This is a genomic window from Desemzia sp. FAM 23989 (genome assembly GCF_045528345.1).
Lineage (GTDB): Bacteria > Bacillota > Bacilli > Lactobacillales > Carnobacteriaceae > Desemzia.
In genome coordinates this window covers 39,288-63,846 of the sequence record NZ_JBGQQT010000012.1, presented here as the reverse complement: position 1 = coordinate 63,846, position 24,559 = coordinate 39,288, and the positions used below count along the sequence as shown (strand labels likewise).

Below are 24,559 nucleotides of genomic sequence, written 5' to 3'. Positions count from 1 at the left end.
ATAAACAGATGCCACTTAGCGAATTAGCTGAAAAACAAAAAGAAAGGAAGATCAAAATGACAAACAAAAGAAAACTAGCCTTTTTAGCTTTAATTAGTACAGGGATTTTAGGGGCTTGCGGAACGGACTCCTCAACGGATACCGGTTCAGAGGAACAGAGCAGTTCTGCTCAAGAAAGCTCAATGAGCAGCCCATCAGAAGACATGAGTTCAGAATCATCTGAATCAGAAACTACTGGCGACTCTTCTTCTAGTAGCTCAGAATCTGCTCAAGGAATTCATGAACAGGAATTTGATATCAGTTTAGATGATGCCATCCAAATTTATAACGAAACCCATCCTAATTCTTCTATTGAATCCATTGAATTTGATGATGACGATGGAAAATACGAATATGACTTTAATGGGTTTGATGAGTCTGCTGAATATGAATTGAGCATTGATGCTTCTACAGGAGAAGCCATCGATAGAGATACTGACAATAATGATGATGACAACAATGATGCTTTGAACTTAGACAACATCGTTTCTCCTCAAGAAGCTATGACAACTGCTATGGAAGAAGTCGGCTCTGGATATGTGGATAGTTGGCATTTAGATACCGAAAACGGCTCAACCGTTTATGAGATCAGTATTGAGAATACTCAAGATGATGACGATGTTATTATTAATGCTGAAACAGGAGCATTCATGCACAGAGATTAAACCATTTAACGACACACAAAAAAGCTGGTCTAGGCCAGCTTTTTCTGTACTTTTATTTAGTTGTTTGATTGATACATATACACAAAAATTTTTGTGTACAACATGAACGACAACAATAAAAAGAATCCCGTGATCAACATTAATCCATTAGCAATAGCATCACTGATCATTGGAAAAGCCACCATTATCGTCATGCACGTATAAAATACCGCTGTTGACACTTTTCCATACCACAAAGCACCGTCTAATTTTTTGTTTTTCTTGATCAAAACAATATTCCAAAAGAGCATGGACAGTTCTTTCACTAAAAATAAAATCACGATGATCCACATATACTGAAAACGAACCATTAAACAAAACAGAATCGCCGCTTGTGTTACTTTATCTGCTACCGGATCCAACAACTTTCCGATATCCGTAATTTGATTGAATTTTCGAGCAATAATGCCATCCACTAAATCTGTGATTCCAGAAAAAAGGATGATGAGGCCCGCAATTCTATAATCTTGGATACTGTCAGCATTTACATAAAATGAAACAAATACCGGTACCAGAATTAACCGAATAATAGAAAGTATATTGGGGATCGTGAAAATCTCTTTTCCCTTATGTGCCATTCTCTCTCCTCCACTAATCTTTTACTGTTTTATCCTTATGTAGGACACTTATCTTTTTTATCATACCATTTGATAAAGCTTTTTACATCACTTTTCATCTTGAAAAAATATCCTGTGACACAAAAAAAGAACCTGAAAGTAATCTCTCAGGATCCAGACTGTATCATTAAAATTATCTTTCATCGTATTCAAATGAATCGATTGAATAAGTAACATTTTCTAGATCACTCACACTAAAGAATGCTTCTTGACTGTCCATTGGAATTTTGAAATACGCTGGCATTGTAGTATCTGTTTCCAGAATCCCAAAATCATCTTCAGATAAAACAAATGGAGCGCTATCTAATATAACTTCCCCATCAACAGTACTCATGCTGACAGTTAAGTTAATATTTGTCATTGCCATATCTGTCCGGTTCACTATAATGAACACCGCTTTAACATTATCTTGGCCTTGCTCCCCTAAAAATAGACCTGTGAAATGAATAGCCACATCATTATCAATACCTAATTCTTCCGTTTGGGACATTCTGGTTTGGATTTCTTGGAGCAATGGATCACTTTCTAATGTATAGCCTTGATCGATCTCAGACTTTTGAGGAACTAACGGGAATTCTGAAGTGGCTACTTCTCCGCCAGTACTCTCAGACTCACTTGAACTTGCTTCTGAAGAAGCTGCTGAAGATGATGCTGAACTCTCTTCTACACTTGATTCAGAAGTTTCTGCACTCGATTCAACACTAGACTCTGAAGATTCGCTTACTTGTGACTCTTCCGTAGTACCTCCCATTAAATCGCAACCCGCTAACAAAGCAGCAACTCCCAGTAACGTTACCAATTTTTTCATATTCTTCTCCTCCTAAGTTTTTGCCCCTTTCCAGATAAGTGATTATCAATTAAGAAACATAAGGTGTTTTACTTCTACAATTCTATTATACCTTAGAAGAGATAGTGTTCAAAATGAAATACTCAATTTGGTTATTGTCATCCTAAAAAAACAGGTTTATACTAAAGAAAGTGGCCAATAACAATGGAAGATTACCCAAGTTCGGCTGAAGGGGACGGTCTCGAAAATCGTTAGGCGAATTTATTCGTGCAAGGGTTCAAATCCCTTATCTTCCATACAAAAAAGGCTGCTGGCCTATAATTTACAGACTTCTTCGGTCTGGTGTTAGCGTTTAGGCCTGCAGTCTTTTTTTATTTTGTACAGTTAGTATTGAACACTAGAACCTATCTTGGTTATTTTCTGAATCATCAAAATCATCGGATTCATCATATGGATCGATGTAGTCAGTAGAATAACTAGAATTCTCTTCATATTCCACTTCATCCATTTCCATCTCTGGGAAACCCACTAAATCACGGTAAAAAACTTGATTAGCTGTTTTTCTATAAGGTTCAACATAAAGCGACAGAATGAGGATCACTAAAATGAACGCCAGGACTACAAAAATCATTCCAAAGAAGAATCCCCAGAATTCATTTGGTGCATATGTGCTGGCATATTCGAATTGGTAGCTGATCGTATTGATACTGCCGAAAATAAACGCTAAAAATAGAATAACGGGTATTAAGTACCATAAAATAAATGAAAATTGCAGTTTAAAATAGTCCCATTTTCTACCTTCCATGATTTCTTTACTGCGTTGAATCGCACCCATGATATCCAAATTTGGATCGTCTTTGTAGACATTAAACGATTGACTGTAACTATAAGATTTAATGATTCCTGGTATGATCAGCAATAAACTCCACAAGATAATAAATAAATTAGTTACTACTGAGATCCCTAAAACTTTAAAAAATCGATTGGTTTTTAAGGACTGAAACATCGCTTCTACAGTTAATTTTTCCCCGTCAACCATATCTAGTAAAGACCAGTCATAACCGACTGCGAAGACAGCCGTAATAAAGCTGACTACTATAGTCACCAATGAAGAAAGAATCGTTTCTCTTGTACTTGCAGCTATCATATCCGAGGTAACCAGTGCTGGATCTTGTGAAAATGTTGATGTTAAGCTCTCAAAGCTGCCCGCTCCTACGAGACCCAATAACACCTCACTGATAATGGAAGTTAAAATAGTCATAATCACTAAGTTTAATATCGCTATTTTCCAATTTCCTGAAAGCCTTGCTTTGGCTTCTTTCTTTAGTTCTCTTGTTCTCATACATACTCCTCCACTCTTTCCCTACATTTTTCTGGTGGGCTACGCTCATTATACCAAATAAAGAGAATTCTTTAAGAATAATTCAAAAGAATTCTCTTTTATTTTTTATGAAGTATTGACAACAAATCCATGACTATAAGTTACTTTTTTTTCTTTGGTCTCAAGAAATAAATCAAAGACAGCAGCAACGAAAAATACACTCCGACATACCCTAAAGCAAAATAGGTGATGATTCTCAGCATTGATCTCACCAACTTTCTTTTAAAGCAACGTCCTCTCGTTTAACAGACTCAACAGCTCGTATGATGTCTACTATCTTCTCTTCTCATCATCTGGACCTTCTCCTTGTATATTAGGACTGTTCGAATCTAAAGGTTCTATACCTTGCGGTGGAATTTTAGGGTCAATTCCAAATCCTGGTATAGTCGGATCAGTTGGCTCATCTGTTAAAGGTTGATTGTTCAATTCTTGATTAACTTGGGTAACCTCATGATCTTCAACGTACTGAGTTTCTTCGTCTGCATTTCTATTTCTCTCCTTAGACGTGTAAGTGAATTTATCTTGTACATCTGTTGTCCCGCTATCTGAAGTACGTATATCATTGGAATTTCTTGAACTGAAATCAGCATCGACTCCTGTTCCAGGTAAAATCGGGTTGATTCCACCCGGGGTTTCGTTAAAATCTCCTGTCTCTCCACCAGTCATACTAGTATTTTCAGAGGATTGAGCAGTCTCGCTTTCTCTTCCCATAGTAAAGCTCGTGCTTTCTTCAACCAATATGACATAGCCATTGTTTTTGACCACTTCATTGTATTGATTTCTCAAATGCTCCTCTAATTCATATTTTCCTAAAGGATTTTCTGCATCACTATCACTAAAACTTTCTTTTATTTTATCTAGCATTCCTTTATCTTCTTCTTTAGCTACTGTATCTATTTTAGCATCAGTGATATCTTTTAGTTGTTCTTCATTTTCTTTTTTAGTCATGACCGTGATGTCTTTTTCTTTGTACCCCAATTCTACCAAGTCATTTATTTTTTCTACTGTTTCTTCTGCTGATAAAAAACTATCAATTACTTTATAGCTCATATTTTTTCCTCCTCTTATTCCTATCTTCTAGGAATTGCATCTCTTTCAAGATAATCGTATCAAATCAGTAACCCCTTTCCAACTATTTAGCCTAGGGAAGTATCCATTTTGCGCTTTCCTACGAAGATGTTTGATCGCTTTAGCTTTATTTTCAGTAATGGTAAAAAAGGATATAACTTTTTTTACATATTTATGAGTTTTCTGTTGACTTTTTATTCATTTGGGCCTATAATAAATCTTGTCGCTGGTTAAACAACGACAAACAAAATGTCTCAGTAGCTCAGCAGGATAGAGCATTCGCCTTCTAAGCGAACGGTCGGGAGTTCGAATCTCTCCTGAGACGCTAAAAATATCTAATGTATAAATGTATTTATATCGTTAGTACAAAACTAAGACACTCTCTTCGGAGAGTGTTTTTTTATTTTGTCTTTATTTCTGGTCAACAGACAAAAGCATTCTTTCCGATAAAGAATGCTTTTAATCGAATCATTATTATAGAAGAAAATAGTTATCCCACGACTTGATTTCCCCCGTTATTATCAGCAGCCACCATTTTTTTAGAGGCTCTTTGAATCAGTTCGCTAATAGTTTCAATGGGATTATATGTAGAGATACCTGCACTGACACTCACATTTCTCGGCACATCAAACAATGTTTCAAAAACAGCTTGACGGATCGTCTCTGCGGTGTCATGAGTTTCTTTTTTAGTGGTGTTTTCCAGCAATATGAGAAAGACGGATTCTCGGTATCTTCCAGCAATATGTTTGTCTTGTATAACTGTCTGAATGATTTTACCTGCTGTCTTCAGCACTTCTTCACTCAACATAATACCGAAATCCTCTTCAAATCTGGCATAATGATCTATTTTTAAGAAAACAATCGACAGCGGTTCATTTTTCGCTTTGGCTTTGCTGGCGCATTTGGCCAACTCAACTGTGATAGCTGATCGTGAATACAAAGACGTTAATGAATCGGTTTTTAAACGATCGGATAGATGTTTATTTTTCGATTCTAATTGTTCTCTGTCTACTTCTTCTTCAGTCACATCAAATACAATTCCAGAGAGGAAAAGGGGCTCGCCTTTTTCATTTCGTTCCGTCACTTTCCCACGGTCTTGATATACTTTCCATGAACCATCTTTAGCTTGGATACGATACTTCACTTCCCACACAGGAATTTTCCCCGCAAGATGGTCTCTCATCTTTTGCATGACTTCTTCTTTGTCTTCTGGATGCAGTTTGTCTGTAAAAAACTGAAAGGTCACTTTCTCCGGTAAATCTTCTTTTCCATACCCAATCGCTTCTGCTTTCAATGGATTGAACGTCACTTCATTCACTGTAAAATCCCAGAACCATTGTCCCAAGTTTCCAGTCCAGCCAAATTCTAAACGCTCTGATTTTTGAAATGTCTGCAACAATTCTTTATTTAATCGCGTTAAAGACACTATTTTGGTTACCAATTCTTCTTTTGAATACTCTTCGTATTCTTGCATTTTATCAACTCCTTTTGTAGAACTTGAGCGGAAACTTAAAAACCCTTTATTTAAGTAAGTTTACTATACTTTAGCTTCCCCTTCAATAAGTCTTCAAAAAACTTCTTTCTTTCTATAAATAGCGTCTCTGCTTTCACTTCTTTCTACTCTTTTGATATACTGGTTGAAATGAGTATTTATTAACTAAAGGAGTGTATATACATGGGATTACTTGGCGGAATGATGGGAAATGCAAGCAATATCAGCGCAGAAGAGGCACGTAAAAAGTTAGGCAGTGTTGTTTTAGACTCAGAAGAAATCGATTTAGCTTTCAAATTAGTGCGGGATACGATTGTTTTCACGAATAAACGATTGATTGTTATAGATAAGCAAGGAATGACAGGGAAAAAAACGACTTTCCAATCATTACCTTATAAATCGATCAGCCGGTTCACCGTTGAAACTTCAGGGCATTTCGATTTAGATGCCGAATTAAAAATCTATATTTCAAGTGGTGCAGAACCAGCTGTAAACTTGCAATTTACAAAAGATAAACATATTGAAGCCATTCAACAAGCCTTAGCTTTAGCTGTTTTAGGCGCTTAATTGTTCACAATAAAAAGGCACAACTGATCGCTGTAAACGATCAATTGTGCCTTTTTGATTAAACAAAAGCTTAATACAATTTCAAGTATTGTTCTCTTTCCCATTGTGAAACTTGGATACGGAAAGCATCCCATTCTACTTTTTTCGCTTCTACAAAGTTATTGTAGATATGTTCTCCTAAGCCATCTTTGATGATTTCATCTTTTGACAATGCTTTAACAGCGTCCAATAAAGTTGAAGGCAAGTCATAGATTCCATTAGCTTGGCGGTCTTCTTCATCCATTGCATAAATATTGCGGTCGATAGGTGCCGGCAATTCTAAGTTATTTTTAATCCCGTCAAGTCCAGCTTTCAGCAAAGCAGCCATCGCTAAGTAGGGGTTTGCGCTCGGATCTACACTGCGTACTTCAATACGTGTAGACATGCCGCGTGATCCTGGTATACGGATCAATGGTGAACGATTACGACCACTCCATGCAATATACACTGGAGCTTCATAACCGGGAACTAGACGTTTGTACGAGTTGACTGTTGGGTTGCAGATCGCTGTAAACGCATGTGCGTGAGCTAAAGTCCCCGCAATAAATCCACGAGCTGTATCGCTTAACTCCATATCTCCTTTGCTATCATAAAATGCATTGCCTTCTTTAGTAAAGAGAGATAAATTAAAGTGCATACCTGATCCATTGACACCAAATAAAGGTTTCGGCATAAATGTTGCGTGCAAACCATGTTGACGCGCAACTGTTTTGACCACTAATTTAAAGGTTTGAATATTGTCGCACGCTTCTACTGCGTTGGCGTATTTCCAATCAATCTCATGTTGTCCAGGAGCTACTTCATGATGACTAGCTTCAATTTCAAAACCTAGTTCTTCTAATTGCAATACGATATCGCGACGGCAGTTTTCTCCTAGATCAACAGGAGCTAAGTCAAAGTAACCACCATGATCATTCAATTCCAAAGTTGGTTCATTTTTATCATCTAATTTGAACAAGAAGAACTCCGGTTCCGGTCCTAAGTTAAATTCAGTAAACCCTAGTTCTTCCATTTCCATCAACACACGTTTTAAATTCGCACGCGGGTCCCCTAAAAATGGAGTGCCGTCCGGATTATAAATATCACAAATCAAACGTGCCACTTTTCCTTTGCCTTTCCCGACCTCCCAAGGGAAAATCAGCCAAGTATCCGTATCTGGGTGTAAGTACATATCACTTTCTTCGATCCGCACAAAACCTTCGATAGAAGAACCATCAAACATCATTTTATTGTCTAACACTTTCTCCAATTGACTAATGGGCACTTCAACGTTCTTTATGGTTCCTAAAATATCGGTAAACATTAATCGGAGGAATCGTACATCCTCATCTTTTGCAGCTTGTTCAATAAATTCTTGGGTAAATTTTGCCATTACTGTTTCTCTCCTTTATAAATCAGACTTTTTTATGTAAAGCTATTAATGTTTAAAACGTTGTTGATTCAGTTTATTTTTATCTTTGGGAGACATTCCACTAATAGATAAAAACTCAGAATACAAAATTCTTCTAACATCATCATCTGTTAAATTCTTTTCATATGATTTGGTTTTTTCATTATTTTCGAGCTCTTTCAATTCATAAATCCTTTTAATACCTGCCATGTTGATTCCATCAGCTAAATAATCTTTAATCTCAAGGAGCACATCAATATCATTCAGAGAATACATTCTTCGATTGCCTTCATTCCGTTCAGGATAAATCAACTCTTGTTCTTCATAATAACGAATCTGTCGTGCCGTTAAATCCGTCAGTTTCATAACTGTACCAATTGGAAATACAGACATAGATCTTCGCAATTCTTTTTCTCTCATTTTTGTCCTCCTCTCAATTACTTTTACAGATTACCAGTTCATATCGTGCATGTCAATCTATTTTTTACAAAATGTTAGGTTTTCTAACATAGATTTACGAACTTAAACATTTTAAAAGGGTTCTTCATTCCGAATATCAAAACAAATTTTCAGGTATACCACTTTTTATAAAGGAGTGAAAACAGATCCACTTTCTCGCTGCAATAAAGACTACTATTCGCCTGACTGGTTCTATGAGACTGAAAAGTTATGTTCAATATAAAGCCTCATAAAAAAATTACTACCTTTAACTGTTGAAACTGCTCTCTTGACTCATACAATTAATCATCATCAGACTTTGAGAATCTATTTTGACCGGCTTAAGTTTAAATCAGACAAAAAAAGACCGAGACACTTTCGCGGTCCCAGTCTTTTAGATTCTGCAATATTTGACGTTAGTAAATAAAAATAGTTTCCTTTTTAAGGCTAAACCTTTTAGAAACTCATCCTTAGAAATATCCTCCGGTCTATAAGGTTTTCCATAAGCAGTTCCATAGGTCGGAGGAAATTTCTTTACCAACGCCAGAAGATAAAAAATCATCTTTTATACATCGTAATTTATTTTTTAAAGTATTTTTGTTGTTCCCATGGAGATACTTGTTCATTGTATTCTACCCATTCTTGTGTGCGAATGGTAATGAAGTTGTTATACATATGATCGCCCATAGCTTCTTTCATGAGGTCATCTTTTCTCAAGTAATTGACCGCTTCATATAATGTCGCTGGCAAACGCTCAATGTCTTGTTCCCCCAGTTCTGAAGATGTCATTTGATAAATGTTCTTTTCAACCGGATCTGCTACAACTTTACTTTCTTGAATCCCGCTTAATCCAGCTTTTAACAATACCGCTAAAGCAAGATACGGATTTGCGCTTGGATCTACACTGCGTAATTCAACACGAGTAGACATCCCTCTAGAAGTTGGCACGCGCACTAGCGGCGAACGGTTGCTGGCACTCCATGCAATATGCACAGGTGCTTCAAACCCTGGTGTTAAACGTTTGTATGAATTGACTGTTGGGTTGCAAATCGCTGTATAAGATTTAGCGTGTTTCAACAGACCGGCTATGAATTCGTGAGCTGTTTTGCTTAATCCCATAACATCTTCTTCGTCATAAAAAGCATTTCCTTCTTCATTGAATAAAGACATGTTGAAATGCATACCTGATCCATGAACCCCATTGATCGGTTTCGGCATAAACGAAGCATGCAATCCATGTTTGCGGGCAATTGTTTTTACCACTAGTTTAAAAGTTTGAATGTTGTCACAAGCTTCTACGGCATCTGCATATTTCCAATCGATCTCATGTTGCCCAGGAGCAGCTTCATGGTGGCTGGCTTCAATTTCAAAGCCTAATTCCTCTAGTTGCAACACAATATCCCGACGACAGTTTTCACCTAAATCAGTAGGCGCTAAATCAAAATACCCACCATGGTCGTTTAATCGCTGCGACGGTTCTCCGTTTTCGTCTAATTTAAACAAGAAAAACTCCGGCTCTGGCCCTAAATTAAATTCTGTAAAGCCCTCACTTTCCATTTCTTCTAAGACTCGTTTTAAATTTGAACGAGGATCTCCGGCAAATGGGGTCCCATCTGGATTGTATACATCACAAATCAACCGTGCGATTTTTCCGTATTCTGTATCCCACGGGAAAATGAGCCAAGTCGATAAATCTGGTCGTAATTGCATGTCACTCTCTTCAACTGCTACGAAGCCATCGATTGAGGAACCATCAAACATCATTTTATTGTCTAGTACCTTATCGAGTTGACTGATGGGAACTTCTACATTTTTTATGACCCCATCTATATCCGTAAACATCAAACGTAAGAATCGTACATTTTCTGACTGTGCAATTTCCTTGATTTCTTGCTTTGTATGATTTTTCATTGTTTTGTAACTAAACTCCTCTTAATTTTTTTAGTCCTTAAATTGTGTCTCCCACAATTTCTCCTTACTAAACGTAACACAAAATCACTGGACTTGTCATGGAATAACCCCTAAGGAACACAGCAAAAAGCCTGACCATAAACTATCTGCTATGATCAGGCTCACTAAATTAAGGGGTTTTTGTTTCAAAATACAACTCTGATACGGCAGCTGTTACAGCTAGTTTGACATGTTCATATGTCAAACCACCTTGGACATACAACGTATAAGGTGCGCGGATCGGACCATCAGCTGTCAGTTCAATACTTGACCCTTGAACGAATGTTCCAGCTGCCATAATCACATCATCTTCATATCCCGGCATATAGGCTCCAATTGGGGTTACATGTGCATTGATTGGAGAATATTTTTGGATCGTTTGCGCAAATTGAACCATCTTCTTTTCATCATTCAATGAAATCATTTGGATCAAGTCGGTGCGTTTTTCATCCCATCTTGGTATAGAAGAGACTCCGCAAGTTTCCAATAAAGCAGCTGTATAAACAGCACCTTTTAAAGCTTCTCCCACAATGTGAGGAGCCATAAAGAAACCTTGATACATTTCCGGTAAGCTGTACAGAGAAGCCCCAGCTTCACGACCGATACCTGGAGAAGTCAAACGGTAACCACATGCTTCTACTAGATCCAAGCGACCAACGATGTACCCGCCGATTTTAGCTAACCCTCCACCCGGGTTTTTGATCAATGAACCTGCCATCAAATCAGCGCCAACTTCTATCGGCTCTCTTTCTTCCACAAATTCTCCATAACAATTATCCACAAAAATAATGACTTCAGGATTGACGCTTCTGACAAATTGGATCATTTCTTCAATTTTCTCAATCGTAAAGGAAGGACGGCTAGCATAGCCGCGAGACCGTTGAATCGCTACAACTTTCGTTTTAGCCGTCATTTTTTCTTTGACCATTTCAAAGTCTACACTGCCGTCTTCTAACAGAGCTACTGAATCATACCCCATTTGATATTCTTTAAAAGAGCCGACTGCATTTCCGGTCACTCCGACAACTTCCAATAACGTATCATACGGCTGCCCTGTGATGTACAACAAATCATCTCCAGGACGCATGATTCCAAATAACGCTGTAGTAATCGCATGGGTTCCTGAAATCAATTGCGGACGGACTAGCCCTGCTTCAGCTTTAAACACGTCTGCGTACACTTCTTCTAATGTATCGCGGCCAAAATCATCGTATCCATAACCGGTAGAAGGGTTAAAATGCTGATCAGAGACATGTTTTTCTCGAAAACTGTCCAGCACTTTCTTTTGATTGATCAAGGCGTTTTCGTGAATTTGATCCACCATCGGCTGGATTTTCTTCTCTACCTCAGTAATTCGTTGTTGCAATTCTGATGTATATTGTTTATTCCAACTCATTCTTTCTCCGATTCTCCAATCCATCTAGACGTCGCTTTAGCATAACCTTTTACGACATAAACATTTTTTTCTTCATCGTATACTTGTGTCGCTATTTGTGTTTCTTGTTTCAACTGAATCAATAAATCTCCTTCAGCTACAGGTACTTCTATCCGATACGGTTCCATGATTTCTTCTACTTTGTCCATTAATTGAGTCAACAGCAATTCGATATCTTGATCATTTTTAGCAGACATCACAATGTTCGGGAAATAATCTGGATAAAACGGTCCTTCAATCAAATCACTTTTATTATAGATCGTTAAAAGCGGAAGGTGGTCCATTTTTAAATCCATCAATAAATTCATTACGGTACGTTCATGTTCCAACATGTTTTCTGCTGACGCATCCACGACATGCAGCAATAAATCGACACCTCTTGTTTCTTCAAGAGTAGATTGAAAAGCTTCAATCAATTGTGTTGGCAAGTCTTGAATAAATCCTACTGTATCGGTTATCGTGACATTTAGTCCGCTTGGCAATTTCAACTGCCGTGTCAGCGGGTCCAGCGTAGCAAACAATTTATTCTCTTCATACGTTTCAGCATGGGTCAACTTATTGAGTAATGTTGACTTGCCGGCATTGGTGTACCCCATTAATCCAATCTGAAAAATATTGCTTTCTTTTCGCTGTTTACGTGTCAGTTCACGGTGTTTTTCTGTTTTGAACAATTCTTTGCGAATATCGTTTATTTGATCGCGAATGTGGCGACGATCCGTTTCCAACTTAGTTTCACCAGGTCCTCTGGTTCCGATTCCACCGCCAAGCCTCGATAAGTTTACCCCTTGACCAGCCAGTCTTGGCAATAGATATTGCAATTGAGCCAATTCAACTTGCAGCTTTCCTTCTTTGCTTTTGGCGTGCATCGCAAAGATATCCAAGATCAATTGCACCCGGTCGATTACTTTTACTTCGACCACATCTTGAATATTTCTCGTTTGTCCTGGAGTCAGTTCATGGTTAAAAACGACCGTATCGGCTTCCAGCTCTTCTACTAATAGTCCTAATTCTTCTATTTTCCCTTTGCCCAAATAAGTTCGTGAATCTGCTCGCGCTCTTTTTTGAGTCAAATGACCGACCACTATCCCTTGAGCCGTTTCTGTCAATTGTTCCAATTCTTTTAGGGAATAATCAAATCCAAAATCTGTTTCTGTCGTTTGGACTCCTACTAGTATGACTCGTTCTGCTTTAGCTTGTGTCTCCATAAAATCACCCCTTCATCATTTCATCCGGCATTTAAATCACTAGTTAAAAAACGCCTCAACTTCTGCCAACACTTGTTTCTCATCTGTTGGATGCTCTACCAGATTCCACCAACTGACATTATCCATGCGATTCCTGAACCAAGTCAGTTGTCTTTTAGCATATCGTCTAGAATTTTGTTTGATTTGTTCAATGACCTCTGATTTAGTTTCTTCTCCTTTAAAGTAAGAGAACCATTCTTTATAGCCAATTCCTTTGGCCGCTTGCGTATCTTCCAGACCTTGTTCGACTAACTGATACGCTTCTTTTTCTAGACCAGCAGCAAGCATTTGATCCACGCGTAAATTGATTCGGTCATACAATACAGAACGTGCCGTGTCTAATCCGATTATTTCAGCATCGTAAATCGATTCTTTTTGCTGACGTTCATTTTGGTAAGAAGAAAATGGTTCTCCGGTGACGTGAAATACTTCCAATGCTCTGATCACTCTTCTGCGATTATTGTGGTGTATTTTCTGAGCTGCCTCTGGATCGATCTTTTTCAACTCTTCCCACAAAAAAAGATTTCCTTTTTCCTCTGCTATAGCTTCTTTTTCATTTCTGAATACTGGATCTGTCTGACCTTCTCCACCATAACTGACATCATACAGCAGCGATTCAATGTACAAACCCGTCCCGCCTACAATAATCGGGATTTTCCCTTTGGCAGTGATTTGTTTAATCAACTCTTTGGCTCTTTTTTGAAACACTGTCACCGTGTAATTGCCCCATGGTTCTATTTCATCAATTAAATAATGGGGAATCCCCTCCATTTCTTCAGAGGTTACTTTAGCTGTTCCGATATCCAAACCTTTATAGATTTGCATAGAATCCCCGCTGATGATTTCACCATTCATTTTTTTGGCTATTTCGATACTCAAACTCGTTTTCCCAACTGCTGTCGGTCCAACAATAACAAGTATTTTGGTTTTCATGAGTAATACAACACTCCTTTTGCTACCAATACTCCCTTTACTCAAGAAAACAACTAAAAAGTCAGTGAAGATAACGCCTTTACTTTTAGAATCCTTGATGCTGGATCAGAATATGGTTCCTTCTATTATCTTGGTAATTATACCATATATTACGCTATTCCTCTCCTATCAAACCTAATTCAGTCTTTCTATCTTTACAAAAAATCTGTTCGTATAACACAAACACGACCTCAGTAGCAGAATTCTTCAAAAGGTTCACTCAGGAGGCGCTTAGATTGATTCTAAAATGTAGGCTTCTTAGTTGGATTGAATAAGCTGCGTTGGCAGACATGCGCAAAAAAGCAGCTCATACTAACATAAAAACTACCCGGACTGTTTGGAAAAAGCCCAAACTATTCGGATAGTTTTATGTACGATGAGCTGGATGCTCTGCTCAGCGCTCTTTTTTTAGACGAGTTGTGTATGAGCAAAACGCCATGTTTTACTCTATTATCTAGCTTTCCGTTTGATTTTGCCTGTCCATTTTTTGTAGCCGCCTTTTAATGTGTAAAGGTCTGTGTATCCGGCTTTACGTAATTTTAAGGCTGCACGTCTGCTGATAGTTTGATTTTCATCGTAAAGGTAGATGGGTTGATCCTTACGAAAATCAGTGATGCGTTGTTTTAACATAGAGTATGGAACATTGCGTGCTCCAAGAATATGTCCTGCATCAAAATCGTCTTTTTCACGAACATCAACTAATTGCACTTTTCTTAATCTCTTGGTAAAATCTTCTTGCGGTAATTCCACGGCTGCATTTTTACGTCTAAAGTATTGTGCCAGTTCGTAAATACCCCAAATGATAATAACGCCCCATAATATATAATTGATAATTGTCGTTGTTTCCAAAATCTAGTGAACCCCTTTCTGTACATCCTTGTTCAAGTACTAATTTTACACAAGAATGCGCTAATTTACTAGAGGTTTTTTCTTGCTGTAAAGAGAATCCATGGATTAAAGGGAAATTAATTCATGGATTGTTTGATTTTCGATATCGATTAGCAGTTCGAAGTTCCAACCGTACAAGCAATACTGTCCATTTGCAGAAATTAAAATCGGTGCTTCTTCTGGCACTTCTACTATAGGTTCAATTTGGCCTTCTTCAAAATTCAATTCAGCAAAGATAAATTGACCTGGCTCCTCCTCAATGGAGACAGCCTTCTCTGCAAAAATACCATAAATAGAAGTGCCTCTTTCTGCTTGTGTTAAATAAGGGAATAAAATGCGATTATTCATAGTAACTTTCGGAGCCACCATAAAGCCTGCATCTACTAAAAATGGGTATTGATAAGTCAACATGATTTCTTGCTCGTTGAAATCTGATGGAGTGAACTTGATAAACGTATCTTCATGTAAAAAGAAATCAGATGCATAGGAATCCAACAACAAAACCTCGCCGTTTCGGATATCTCCCATGTATAACTTTCCGGTTTCCAAGGTAAAATCATCTTCATTATCGATAAATAAGTACAAGTTTTCAGAGTACCATTGCGGATTCAAAGAAGCTGACTCGACAGCGGTGTATTCATTGGTCTCAATGTTCCAATTGTAGACTGACGTATTATTGTCTCCTTCATAATAAGATACAAAAGCGACAGCTGGATTCTGTGCATTGACATTTATGTCTACAAAACCGTTGGAATTGATCGGCAATTCTTGGATTTGTTCCCCTGCGTAACTTAATACAATCAATGTCGACGCAGCATTTTTTACTTGCTGCACAATAATTTTTTCTTCACTAGCAATGACGTTCGAGGCTAAGATGAAAGAATCAGTTTCATACAGCAAGCTGAAAGAACCGGTAAAAATATTAAATGAGTAAAGCGAATCCCCATCTATATCTCCCGATTGAACAATAATTTCTTCTTCCGATTTCCAACCGATTATTTTACGGAATTCTTCTCTCGGTAAAGGAATCTGCTCGAAGACAACTTCCTCTTCTGTTTCATCACCTGTACTTGGTGTTGCATCCTTAAATTGACAAGCACTTAAAAATAAGGCGACAACTAGAAGTAAAACGACTATTTTACCAGTGGATAAACGTATCATACTCATCACCCTATTTTGGAATTTCAACTTCATTTCAATTCTGTCACTTTTTTTACGTTCTGATAACAATCTAAACTTATTATAACATAGACTACTACTGACCTCCTGCATAATGCCTGTAACCCAGCATAGTCTTACAAATGAAAAAGCACCACGGCCTTTTGCCTTGGTGCTTTTGCTGTCATTATTCTATTATTCCGCTACAGAAGCTTTTACCAGTGAACTAGCTCCGATAACACCTGCATCATTTCCTAAAATCGCTAAACGAATCTTTGTGGATCGACGAATAGTTGGAAATGTATATTTTTCAAAATAAGGTTGAATGGTTTCCGTTAAAATCTCTCCAGCTTTTGAAACGCCTCCGCCAAGAACGATCGTAGACGGATTTAAAATATTCGCCAAGTGAGAAGAAGCTAACCCTAAGTAGTAAGCTACTTTATCTACGACCATCAAAGCTAGCGGATCTTTTTCTTTCGCCAAATCAAAGACATCTTTTGCAGTGATCAATTGTCCGTCATCAATGATGTATTTTAGTCTGGAATCACCCGCAAAGCTATCTGAAAAGTCTCTCGCCAAATGAACGACACCTGTAGCGCTGGCAACAGTCTCTAAGCAGCCCGTTTTTCCACACGTGCAGGCATACCCGTTCGGGTCTACTGTAATATGGCCAACTTCACCTGCTGCTCCAATTGCTCCGTGAACCAATTTTTTCCCTACAATGATTCCGCCTCCGACGCCTGTACCAAGAGTCAGAAACACAACGTTTGGATCGCTTTCTCCTGCGCCTCTCCAAGCTTCGCCTAAAGCAGCTACATTTGCATCATTGTCTATAAAGAATGGAATTTGTGTTCCCGCTTCAATTTGCTCTCTGACAGGCTGTACTGTTTTCCAATTTAAATTATAGGCACCGATAACGGTTCCATTTACAGCATCAATTGTCCCCGGCGAACCCATTCCGATCCCTATAAAATCTTCTGGAGTCATGCCATACATGTGCAAGTGTTTATTGATGGCTTCAATAATAGAAGGAACGATTTTTGTACCTTCTTCAGAAATATCCGTCTCAATACTCCATTTTTGTTGGATTTCTCCTTCTTCTGTTAAAATAGCAAATTTAACCGTAGTACCGCCCAAGTCGATTCCAATAATTTTTTTTGACATATGTATTCCTCCATGTTGACTAGTTATTTTTTTGATCCATGTGTTCTTGTTCCCATTGGTGCTCTTTTTTTAAGATAACCATAGCCGAGACAAATACGTCTCGTTCAATTAAATGAGTTTGATAAATTTTCCTTAATTCGTCCATCATCAATTCAAGATCCCAGAGTCTTTCACCGACGTGGACAAAAATACCGTAGCGTTTCAGCAATTGCTGCACATCGTAAACACTTTTTAAGGAATGTTCCATCTCTAAAACACTCCTAAAGTGCGTACATAACCGATGATCAACAGCACTGCCAAAAGACCGGCAAAACTCGCACCATATAGCAAACGTTTCTTTTTCCATCTGGGTAATGGATTTTGTACACTAATAGCCGTTGACAATAAAAATCCTCCTGCAAGACCGCCTAAATGTCCTGCTAAATCTACAGAGGAATTGAAAAATCCGAAAACCAAATTAATGACAATCAAAGTTCCAAAATTCCGAGACATTTGTTGGATCGCCGGATTATTGGTGTATGTTCTGCCTAAAAATATCGTAGCTCCGAATAAACCGAACAAACTCGTACTGGCTCCTGCTGATACAGATAAGGCATTAAATGCAAAACTAGCTGCATTCCCTGCTATTCCGCTTAAAAGATAAATCATAGCGAAACGCCAGTGTCCCAATGTGTCCTCTAATTGGATACCCAGAAAATACAAAATAACCGAGTTCATCAGCAAGTGTACCCAACCAATATGCAGGAATATAGGAGTGACTAATCGCCACCATTGACCTGCCACCAGTAATGGATTAAACTTCGCCCCATATTGAACTAAAGTCAAGGTGTTGGTGCTTCCTCCGTCAAAAGTCATTAAGATAAATAACAGAATCTGAAGACCTAAAAAAGTATACGTGACGATTGGTTGCCTCAAATAGCGTTTTATTTTCATTTGAGTTTGGTAATTCATCTATTAAACTCCATTCTCACTTATATTTTTTACTCATTCGTCTTTTCAATTCTATATTATAGCACAAAGTAATCTTCACAAAATGCAAAATAATATTTTATTTTCCTGTTTGGAAATCTGCAGTTGAAATAACCTTATCTTCCATGACTAAAGCGTCCATCGGTATATCAAAGGGTTCAGGATCCCACAAATCAATTTGCTGTTCCTTTAATACCAACGCTATTTTAGTCCCTAAAAAATCTGCTAAAAACCGATCGTAATAACCCCCACCAAATCCTATCCGATAACCCTCTTTTGAAAATCCCAGTCCCGGAACAACCACTAAATCAATGGCATTTTTAGCAATAGGCTGTAATGCAGGATCCGGTTCAAGCAGTCCAAATGAAGAAATTTTCATCGGTGTATGTTCATTATATAAGACAAAATCCATGATCCGTTCTTTTTTTGCTCTCGGCATCACGATCTTTTTATTTGTTTTCCATGCTTCTTCCACTATAGGCAAAGTATTCAATTCGAACTCTTGAGCCATGGTCAAGGCAATGGTTGAAGCTTGCTGCCAATAGCGCGAACGAAAAAGATTGGCATAAATTTTTTCTTCTGCTGCTTTTTTTTCAATTCCGCTTAGTTTTTTTAACGTCCGGATTTTGTCTTTCCGAATCTCTTTTTTATTCACTGTTTCCACTTTCCCTTCTTAAAGTTGTGATAGAGGTCATTTACATACCCGTAAATTTAATTCCTTACTTCACACTCTTCTTCAGTATAGCAAAAAAGGAACCGGTATAAATCCCCCAGTTCCTTTTTTCTTTGTGATTTTTTGATTGTATTCCACTAATCGGCTCGTAAGACAATACGACCCTGCGGCTGTTTGAATAAATCAACCAGTCACAGGGACGTATTTATACGGCAAGCCATACGTATTCCACAGCATTTAACTAAATTATTTAGTTTCACGGTGTAGAGTTACGCGACGTTCGCGTGGGCAGTATTTTTTAAATTCAACACGGTCCGGATTGTTACGTTTGTTTTTCTTTGAGATGTAGTTACGTTCTTTACATTCAGTACATTCCATTGTGATGTTTACGCGCATGATTTTCCCTCCAAGCATTAAACAATATTTGAAGATAGTTATTTATCCAATCTTCCGACTTGATTATGATACCATTTTTTTATAGTAGATTCCAGTATTTTTTTATTCTTTGTAAAGTTTTTTTACTTTACATAAAGAGGAGAATCTAATTTAACGACAAATGTTTCGTAAGCATCCAATTGAAGTTGATTTAAATCATATCGTTTAACCGCACTATTACTGATGATGGGTTCCAATTCAGTTGTTTCCTCAGTAAACTGAAATTTGTTGACTTGCTCACTAAAATTCGCCACGACCAGCCATGTCTCTCCTTGGAAAGTTCTTGTATAAGCAAATAAAGATTCATCTTCTTCTGCCAACAATTGATAATCACCGTAAACCATAAGAGGATTTTCTTTTCTCAATTGAATCAATTTTTGGTAAGTATAAAAAATAGACTTTGGGTCAGCTAAAGCTTGTTTCACGTTGATCGACGGATAATTTGGATTTACCGGCAACCAAGGTTGTCCTGTCGTAAAACCTGCCTCTTTTGAATCTTCCCATTGAATTGGAGTGCGTGCATTATCTCTTCCTTTAGCATTGATAGAAGCCAAAACAGCTTCTTTGCTGTACCCTTCTGCCAAACGTTCATGATACATATTCTTTGTTTCTACATCATCTGCTTGGGAAATATCGGTCAGGGTAATATTTGTCATACCGATTTCTTCTCCTTGATAAATATAAGGAGTTCCTTTCATCATATGCAGCAAAATAGCAAACATTTTAGCACTCTCCACACGATGTTCCTGATCATTTCCCCATCTCGAAACGATTCTGGGCTGATCATGGTTGTTCCAAAAAAGACTATTCCAACCCTCATTTTGAAGCTCCACTTGCCATGTAGAAAGAACTTGTTTTAATTCCACAACAGACAGCGGTCTTAGATCCCATTTTGCTTTTCCCGGCTGTTGGTCGAGAGCCATATGCTCGAATTGAAACACCATAGATAATTCTTTGCGATCGGCACCAGAAAACAGTTTCGCTTGTTGAGGATTAGCTGAATTGGTTTCTCCAACCGTCATCACATCCTGTTTTCCAAACGTTTCACGATTCATTTCCTGCAAATATTCATGCAACTTAGGACCGTGAGCGGTGATCTCTTGGTCTGGCAGTTTACCGACCAACTCAATAACGTCCAACCGAAATCCGCCGATCCCTTTATCCAGCCAAAAATTCATCATGTCATAGATCTCATAACGCATGTCTTTATTTTCCCAATTTAAATCTGGTTGGCGTTTACTAAATAGATGCATAAAATATTGCTCGGTTTCTTCCTCATATTCCCACGCAGAACCGCTAAAAACAGAACCTAAACCGTTTGGAACATCTCCATTCACTGGATCTCTCCAAATATAATAATCGCGATAAGGATTTTCTTTGGATTTTTTTGCCTCAATAAACCAAGCATGTTCATCTGATGTATGATTGACAACCAGATCCATTACTAAACGAATATTTCTTTTTTTAGCTTCTGCTATCAGCAGTTCCATATCTTCCATTGTTCCAAATTCTGCCATGATAGCATAATAATCGCTGATATCATATCCATTATCATCATTAGGCGATTCATAAACTGGACTGAGCCAAATCACGTTAATCCCTAATTTTTCAAGATAATCCAATCGTTGAATGATTCCTTGAATGTCTCCTATCCCATCTCCATTGCTGTCTTGAAAACTTCTAGGATAGATTTGGTACACTACTGCATTTTTCCACCATTTTTTGTCCATAGTTAACTCCTTAAGTTTTTTGATAAGGCTTTCAAACGTAGTTTACCATATCTTTCAAACCGAGAGGACACCTTTTTTCAAAAGGTACAAAAAGCATGAAATTATATTAAGTTTTATTTACAACATAGGTTTTGTGCGCATATTGTGGTAAACTTTTTCTGGAAGTAAATTATAAAGAGGTGAAATAAATGGATTTATGGATTATTGTGATTGTTCTACTTGTTATTGCAATAGCTTTGATCGTTTGGTCTTTCTATAAACAAGACAATGGAGAAAAAGTGCAAGAAGAATTTGAAGAATTATCTTTGCAGTGGTTGCAAGAAATCGATCATTTGAAAAAAAGAGTCACTTTACTTGAATCAGAATTGAATATTCAATCGGAAGAATTGCCTTTATCTGATAAAGTACATGATGTATTAAGAAAACACATCATCACTTTGTATACACAAGGTGCTGCACCTGAAGACATTTCCAGCCAAACACGTTTATCTGAACAAACCGTTCAAACGGTCATAGACGATTATGTGTTAGAAGCCTAATCAATCAAGGAGGTACATAACATGAGTAAACCAGCATTACGATTCTTGTCGTTAGGTTTCTTGGTATCTGCACTCATTCTTGCAGGTTATCGTTCGTTCTTTTACGAATCCCAACCTGTTGATGCAACAGATGCTTCAACTGAGTTGACTCAAGAAGATGAAACGTATAAAGATAAGTATGAGAGTCTGCTTGCAGAAACTGAACTGGCAAAAATGGAAAGCGAATACGCTGAAGATGGACAAGATACTGAATCTACTGATGAAACAGCTGCTGAGGAAAGCTCTGAGAGTGAAACTGAAGAAGCAGACAGCAGCACAGAAGAATCTTCATCCGAAGCTGTGACAGCTACTGTTGTCATCAATAACGGCGATCCAAGCAGTATTGCAGCTCGTCAGTTGCAAGATCAAGGAATTATTGAAAATTCTGCTGATTTTGACAACTTTTTAGAAGAGAACAATTTGTCAAACCTAATTCGACCTGGTACTTTCACAATTGAAAGTGGTATGTCGTTCCAAGAAATCGCGGACATCTTATCCAGCGAAAATTAATTTTCCTGATATTAAAAGTTGTCAAAAAAAGGCCGGCCCATATCTTATGGACCAGCCTTTTTTGATGTCCTACACTTATTCTGCTCCTTCAGAAGAGTCCGTTGCATCTTCATCAGGGGTTGCTTCTTTGTACTCGCCTACTTTGAAATAAGCATCCATTACTTTTCGTGCAGCAATCGTATTTTCATAGTTTGTATTGTTGTTTGGTAGATTGGGCACAATGACAGCCACCGTAATTTCCGGATTATCATATGGCGCATATCCCACAAAGGTCTTATTCGTTACTGATTTTCCATTATAAAAAGCTTGGGCAGTCCCCGTTTTTCCTGCGGCCTCATACTCAGCACCTACAAAACGAGAACGTGCAGACCCATTCGCTCCGTGTACTACTTGGTAAAAGCCTTGATGCACTCGTTCCATCGCTTTAGGATCAACATTGACGGTGTTTAAAATCTCAGGTTCTAATTGTGTTTCGATTGTTCCTAAACCGCCATCTTCCCCTGTAGACCAAATTTCATCTACCAGTCTAAGCGCGATACGTGTGCCTCCGTTAGCAATTGTTGAAGCATACTGCAACAACTGAATTGGAGTATACGTATCGTACTGTCCAAAACCAAAGAACATTGCTAAACCAGCATTTGGATTAGGCCCAACATATCCAGTTGCTTCACCTGGTAAATCAATTCCTGTTTCTACACCTAAGCCAAATTGAGCAAAGTAATATCTTAGTTTAGTCATGACTTGGTTGACGTTTATCGGGAATGTTCCCTTGGAATTAAGCTGGTACTGACCGCCCATCCGTAAAACGACTTTTGCCATATAAACGTTTGAAGATTGTTCTAACGCGCCTATGTCATTTAATGCGACACTACCATTTCGGTTAAACACCGAGCTAATACTTTGAGTTTGCCCTGTTTTAAGTGGAGCATCGACAATTACATTATCATCAAAGGTCAACGCGCCATCCATATAGCCGGCTAATACAGTCGCACCCTTTACAGCAGATCCCATTGAATAACTTTGAGTAATATTTCCCAATGCATCATCTTCAATTTTGCCTGTTTCAGAATTGTATTTTTTACCGACTAAAGCTAAAATTTCTCCTGTTTGCGGATCAGAAGCAGCAATGTAAATTCTATCATTGTCCCCTTCTCGTTCGCCTAGTGATTCAACAGCAATTTGTTCTATCGTCTCTTGAAAATCCATATCTGTTGTCAGCACTAAATTATCGCCTTTTTCACCAGCGTACTGTTCAATCGTTTCAATGATATCTCCATTAGTGTTGGTTTGAGTTTCTGATTTAGATTTGGAACCGCTGAGAACTGATTCATATTGCTGTTCCAGCTGACTGTTTCCCACACGATCGTTTCGTGCATATCCTCTAGCCAAGTAAGTAGATAATTGACTTTCTGGTACTCCTTGTTCCTCTGTGGAAACTTCTCCAAGAATACTCTTCAGCATACCTTCTTGAGGATAATTTCGGATCCAATCTGTACCCGTATCTACACCTGGCAATGAACTTAAATGTTCACTGACTAAGGCGATTTCTTGATCTGTCACATTTTCATTTTTAATGTTGATCGTTGTTAAGGCATAAGCCCCATTCATTTTTTTAAAGATAGCTGCCGCTTCAGTTTCCACATCAGACATTTGAGCAATGTCTTCATCCGTTACTTTGGAAATTTGCGTTTGATAAAAATCAGAACCGCTTAGATCCAATTCTTTTTCTGATAATCTCTTATTGATTTTTTCCTCATTCAGAACTAACCAATAGTCTTGCAGATCACGAGGTGTAATATCGTATTCACTTTCGTTCTCTACTCTGACTTTAGAGGGCATATCGATAACAGCGGCTAAACCCAACGCTATCTTAGCCATATCTTCTGAAGAAACACCTTGTCCACGTGTATAGGTGATCGTTTGTACCGCTGTATTCCCTACCATTTTACGATGTTCAGCATCATATATTTCACCACGAGGCACATTTCCGGTTGCTAAAGTTGTCTCTGTTCGAGCAACTTCTGCTTCAAATTCTTCACCACTGACAATTTGCAAATAACCAAGTCTTAAAATAAGTAATGCGAAGCACACAAACACACCAGCAAATAGTATGTTAAGTCTTAAAGGAATATGCGACTTATTCTTCGTTTGTTTTTTTTGATTTGATTTCAAATGAACACCTTCCTATTTAAGTAGAACTTCGTATATTGTAACAGATTATCCGACCTTTAACCATAATCGCTAAAAAGTTTCCCATTTAACTTTATTTTTTTGAATTCCTATCAGTAAAAAAACTTTTTTCCTGAATCGATTATTTCTCCTGCTTGAATA

General features: G+C 37.9%; 24 protein-coding genes and 2 tRNA genes. 6 read left to right on the top strand and 20 right to left on the bottom strand.

Translation table 11 applies throughout. From position 1 onward, the window contains the following. The first annotated feature begins 56 nt into the window (after nucleotides 1-56). On the top strand, nucleotides 57-704 hold the full coding sequence (locus ACEN36_RS08295; RefSeq protein WP_407126353.1) for a PepSY domain-containing protein: 648 nt from the start codon (nucleotides 57-59) through the stop codon (nucleotides 702-704). Nucleotides 705-760: 56 nt separating this feature from the next. Here the strand turns inward: ACEN36_RS08295 and ACEN36_RS08290 are convergent, their stop codons facing one another. Then, nucleotides 761-1,321 carry a CDP-alcohol phosphatidyltransferase family protein gene (locus tag ACEN36_RS08290; protein ID WP_407126352.1) on the bottom strand — a complete coding sequence of 187 codons (561 nt, stop codon included), beginning with the start codon at nucleotides 1,319-1,321 and terminating at the stop codon, nucleotides 761-763. A 172-nt stretch (nucleotides 1,322-1,493) separates the two neighbouring features. Further along, nucleotides 1,494-2,168 carry a hypothetical protein gene (locus ACEN36_RS08285; protein ID WP_407097188.1) on the bottom strand — a complete coding sequence of 225 codons (675 nt, stop codon included), beginning with the start codon at nucleotides 2,166-2,168 and terminating at the stop codon, nucleotides 1,494-1,496. Between the two features lie 185 nt (nucleotides 2,169-2,353). On the opposite strand from ACEN36_RS08285, the gene ACEN36_RS08280 reads away from it, so the two are divergent. Continuing rightward, nucleotides 2,354-2,443: transfer RNA gene (locus ACEN36_RS08280), tRNA-Ser, on the top strand. Nucleotides 2,444-2,544: 101 nt separating this feature from the next. On the opposite strand, the gene ACEN36_RS08275 is transcribed toward ACEN36_RS08280, so the two are convergent. Beyond that, nucleotides 2,545-3,489, bottom strand: a complete 945-nt coding sequence (locus ACEN36_RS08275) for a DUF975 family protein (protein WP_407097187.1) — start codon at nucleotides 3,487-3,489, stop codon at nucleotides 2,545-2,547. 312 nt (nucleotides 3,490-3,801) lie between these two features. Continuing rightward, complete coding sequence (locus ACEN36_RS08270; protein WP_407097186.1) at nucleotides 3,802-4,578, bottom strand: general stress protein; 777 nt, start codon at nucleotides 4,576-4,578, stop codon at nucleotides 3,802-3,804. Nucleotides 4,579-4,847: 269 nt separating this feature from the next. Here ACEN36_RS08270 and ACEN36_RS08265 point away from each other — a divergent pair. Further along, nucleotides 4,848-4,921, top strand: a tRNA-Arg gene (locus ACEN36_RS08265). A 165-nt stretch (nucleotides 4,922-5,086) separates the two neighbouring features. Here the strand turns inward: ACEN36_RS08265 and ACEN36_RS08260 are convergent. Beyond that, complete coding sequence (locus tag ACEN36_RS08260) at nucleotides 5,087-6,070, bottom strand: diguanylate cyclase domain-containing protein (protein ID WP_407097185.1); 984 nt, start codon at nucleotides 6,068-6,070, stop codon at nucleotides 5,087-5,089. Between the two features lie 201 nt (nucleotides 6,071-6,271). Here ACEN36_RS08260 and ACEN36_RS08255 point away from each other — a divergent pair, with 201 nt between their 5' ends. After that, complete coding sequence (locus ACEN36_RS08255; RefSeq protein WP_407097184.1) at nucleotides 6,272-6,655, top strand: PH domain-containing protein; 384 nt, start codon at nucleotides 6,272-6,274, stop codon at nucleotides 6,653-6,655. A gap of 70 nt (nucleotides 6,656-6,725) precedes the next feature. On the opposite strand, the gene glnA (ACEN36_RS08250) is transcribed toward ACEN36_RS08255, so the two are convergent. The 14 genes from glnA (ACEN36_RS08250) to ACEN36_RS08185 all read right to left on the bottom strand — a co-directional run bounded on the left by glnA (ACEN36_RS08250) (nucleotide 6,726) and on the right by ACEN36_RS08185 (nucleotide 21,140). Beyond that, a complete protein-coding gene (gene glnA, locus ACEN36_RS08250; protein WP_407097183.1) occupies nucleotides 6,726-8,066 on the bottom strand; it encodes a type I glutamate--ammonia ligase in 1,341 nt (446 codons plus the stop codon). 45 nt (nucleotides 8,067-8,111) lie between these two features. Next, on the bottom strand, nucleotides 8,112-8,504 hold the full coding sequence (locus tag ACEN36_RS08245) for a MerR family transcriptional regulator (protein ID WP_407097182.1): 393 nt from the start codon (nucleotides 8,502-8,504) through the stop codon (nucleotides 8,112-8,114). Nucleotides 8,505-9,101: 597 nt separating this feature from the next. Then, the gene (gene glnA / locus ACEN36_RS08240) at nucleotides 9,102-10,433 is read right to left on the bottom strand and encodes a type I glutamate--ammonia ligase (RefSeq protein WP_407097636.1); all 1,332 of its coding nucleotides are present in this window, start codon (nucleotides 10,431-10,433) and stop codon (nucleotides 9,102-9,104) included. A 169-nt stretch (nucleotides 10,434-10,602) separates the two neighbouring features. Beyond that, nucleotides 10,603-11,868, bottom strand: a complete 1,266-nt coding sequence (locus tag ACEN36_RS08235; protein WP_407097635.1) for an aminotransferase class I/II-fold pyridoxal phosphate-dependent enzyme — start codon at nucleotides 11,866-11,868, stop codon at nucleotides 10,603-10,605. Beyond that, entirely contained in the window at nucleotides 11,865-13,112 is a 1,248-nt protein-coding gene (gene hflX, locus ACEN36_RS08230) for a GTPase HflX (RefSeq protein WP_407097634.1), read from the bottom strand. The genes ACEN36_RS08235 and hflX overlap by 4 nt, the downstream gene beginning before the upstream one ends. A gap of 39 nt (nucleotides 13,113-13,151) precedes the next feature. Next, nucleotides 13,152-14,084 (bottom strand): tRNA (adenosine(37)-N6)-dimethylallyltransferase MiaA, encoded by a 933-nt coding sequence (miaA, locus tag ACEN36_RS08225; protein ID WP_407097633.1) that lies wholly within the window; start codon nucleotides 14,082-14,084, stop codon nucleotides 13,152-13,154. Nucleotides 14,085-14,573: 489 nt separating this feature from the next. Beyond that, a complete protein-coding gene (locus ACEN36_RS08220) occupies nucleotides 14,574-14,972 on the bottom strand; it encodes a rhodanese-like domain-containing protein (protein WP_407097632.1) in 399 nt (132 codons plus the stop codon). 105 nt (nucleotides 14,973-15,077) lie between these two features. Continuing rightward, entirely contained in the window at nucleotides 15,078-16,172 is a 1,095-nt protein-coding gene (locus tag ACEN36_RS08215; RefSeq protein ID WP_407097631.1) for a hypothetical protein, read from the bottom strand. Between the two features lie 192 nt (nucleotides 16,173-16,364). Continuing rightward, nucleotides 16,365-17,333, bottom strand: coding sequence for an ROK family glucokinase (locus tag ACEN36_RS08210; RefSeq protein WP_407126351.1), 969 nt, complete (start codon nucleotides 17,331-17,333; stop codon nucleotides 16,365-16,367). 19 nt (nucleotides 17,334-17,352) lie between these two features. Continuing rightward, on the bottom strand, nucleotides 17,353-17,580 hold the full coding sequence (locus tag ACEN36_RS08205) for a YqgQ family protein (protein WP_407097629.1): 228 nt from the start codon (nucleotides 17,578-17,580) through the stop codon (nucleotides 17,353-17,355). Between the two features lie 2 nt (nucleotides 17,581-17,582). After that, a complete protein-coding gene (locus ACEN36_RS08200) occupies nucleotides 17,583-18,284 on the bottom strand; it encodes a rhomboid family intramembrane serine protease (RefSeq protein ID WP_407097628.1) in 702 nt (233 codons plus the stop codon). 97 nt (nucleotides 18,285-18,381) lie between these two features. Next, entirely contained in the window at nucleotides 18,382-18,966 is a 585-nt protein-coding gene (locus ACEN36_RS08195; RefSeq protein WP_407126350.1) for a 5-formyltetrahydrofolate cyclo-ligase, read from the bottom strand. 255 nt (nucleotides 18,967-19,221) lie between these two features. Further along, nucleotides 19,222-19,371 (bottom strand): 50S ribosomal protein L33, encoded by a 150-nt coding sequence (rpmG, locus tag ACEN36_RS08190; RefSeq protein ID WP_204211082.1) that lies wholly within the window; start codon nucleotides 19,369-19,371, stop codon nucleotides 19,222-19,224. Nucleotides 19,372-19,493: 122 nt separating this feature from the next. Continuing rightward, the gene (locus ACEN36_RS08185; protein WP_407126349.1) at nucleotides 19,494-21,140 is read right to left on the bottom strand and encodes a glycoside hydrolase family 13 protein; all 1,647 of its coding nucleotides are present in this window, start codon (nucleotides 21,138-21,140) and stop codon (nucleotides 19,494-19,496) included. A gap of 188 nt (nucleotides 21,141-21,328) precedes the next feature. On the opposite strand from ACEN36_RS08185, the gene ACEN36_RS08180 reads away from it, so the two are divergent. Together ACEN36_RS08180 and ACEN36_RS08175 are read left to right on the top strand one after the other, a co-directional pair. Then, complete coding sequence (locus ACEN36_RS08180) at nucleotides 21,329-21,679, top strand: hypothetical protein (protein WP_407101826.1); 351 nt, start codon at nucleotides 21,329-21,331, stop codon at nucleotides 21,677-21,679. Nucleotides 21,680-21,700: 21 nt separating this feature from the next. After that, entirely contained in the window at nucleotides 21,701-22,228 is a 528-nt protein-coding gene (locus tag ACEN36_RS08175) for a hypothetical protein (RefSeq protein ID WP_407097624.1), read from the top strand. Nucleotides 22,229-22,303: 75 nt separating this feature from the next. Here the strand turns inward: ACEN36_RS08175 and ACEN36_RS08170 are convergent, their stop codons facing one another. Next, complete coding sequence (locus ACEN36_RS08170) at nucleotides 22,304-24,400, bottom strand: peptidoglycan D,D-transpeptidase FtsI family protein (protein ID WP_407126348.1); 2,097 nt, start codon at nucleotides 24,398-24,400, stop codon at nucleotides 22,304-22,306. Nucleotides 24,401-24,559 lie beyond the last annotated feature (159 nt).

Excerpts from the sequence above, each read along its gene's own strand:
- ACEN36_RS08295 (WP_407126353.1), top strand. The coding sequence starts at position 57 with ATGACAAACAAAAGAAAACTAGCCTTTTTAGCTTTAATTAGTACAGGG.
- ACEN36_RS08290 (WP_407126352.1), bottom strand. The coding sequence starts at position 1,321 with ATGGCACATAAGGGAAAAGAGATTTTCACGATCCCCAATATACTTTCT.
- ACEN36_RS08285 (WP_407097188.1), bottom strand. The coding sequence starts at position 2,168 with ATGAAAAAATTGGTAACGTTACTGGGAGTTGCTGCTTTGTTAGCGGGT.
- ACEN36_RS08275 (WP_407097187.1), bottom strand. The coding sequence starts at position 3,489 with ATGAGAACAAGAGAACTAAAGAAAGAAGCCAAAGCAAGGCTTTCAGGA.
- ACEN36_RS08270 (WP_407097186.1), bottom strand. The coding sequence starts at position 4,578 with ATGAGCTATAAAGTAATTGATAGTTTTTTATCAGCAGAAGAAACAGTA.
- ACEN36_RS08260 (WP_407097185.1), bottom strand. The coding sequence starts at position 6,070 with ATGCAAGAATACGAAGAGTATTCAAAAGAAGAATTGGTAACCAAAATA.
- ACEN36_RS08255 (WP_407097184.1), top strand. The coding sequence starts at position 6,272 with ATGGGATTACTTGGCGGAATGATGGGAAATGCAAGCAATATCAGCGCA.
- glnA (WP_407097183.1), bottom strand. The coding sequence starts at position 8,066 with ATGGCAAAATTTACCCAAGAATTTATTGAACAAGCTGCAAAAGATGAG.
- ACEN36_RS08245 (WP_407097182.1), bottom strand. The coding sequence starts at position 8,504 with ATGAGAGAAAAAGAATTGCGAAGATCTATGTCTGTATTTCCAATTGGT.
- glnA (WP_407097636.1), bottom strand. The coding sequence starts at position 10,433 with ATGAAAAATCATACAAAGCAAGAAATCAAGGAAATTGCACAGTCAGAA.
- ACEN36_RS08235 (WP_407097635.1), bottom strand. The coding sequence starts at position 11,868 with ATGAGTTGGAATAAACAATATACATCAGAATTGCAACAACGAATTACT.
- hflX (WP_407097634.1), bottom strand. The coding sequence starts at position 13,112 with ATGGAGACACAAGCTAAAGCAGAACGAGTCATACTAGTAGGAGTCCAA.
- miaA (WP_407097633.1), bottom strand. The coding sequence starts at position 14,084 with ATGAAAACCAAAATACTTGTTATTGTTGGACCGACAGCAGTTGGGAAA.
- ACEN36_RS08215 (WP_407097631.1), bottom strand. The coding sequence starts at position 16,172 with ATGATACGTTTATCCACTGGTAAAATAGTCGTTTTACTTCTAGTTGTC.
- ACEN36_RS08210 (WP_407126351.1), bottom strand. The coding sequence starts at position 17,333 with ATGTCAAAAAAAATTATTGGAATCGACTTGGGCGGTACTACGGTTAAA.
- ACEN36_RS08205 (WP_407097629.1), bottom strand. The coding sequence starts at position 17,580 with ATGGAACATTCCTTAAAAAGTGTTTACGATGTGCAGCAATTGCTGAAA.
- ACEN36_RS08200 (WP_407097628.1), bottom strand. The coding sequence starts at position 18,284 with ATGAATTACCAAACTCAAATGAAAATAAAACGCTATTTGAGGCAACCA.
- rpmG (WP_204211082.1), bottom strand. The coding sequence starts at position 19,371 with ATGCGCGTAAACATCACAATGGAATGTACTGAATGTAAAGAACGTAAC.
- ACEN36_RS08185 (WP_407126349.1), bottom strand. The coding sequence starts at position 21,140 with ATGGACAAAAAATGGTGGAAAAATGCAGTAGTGTACCAAATCTATCCT.
- ACEN36_RS08180 (WP_407101826.1), top strand. The coding sequence starts at position 21,329 with ATGGATTTATGGATTATTGTGATTGTTCTACTTGTTATTGCAATAGCT.
- ACEN36_RS08175 (WP_407097624.1), top strand. The coding sequence starts at position 21,701 with ATGAGTAAACCAGCATTACGATTCTTGTCGTTAGGTTTCTTGGTATCT.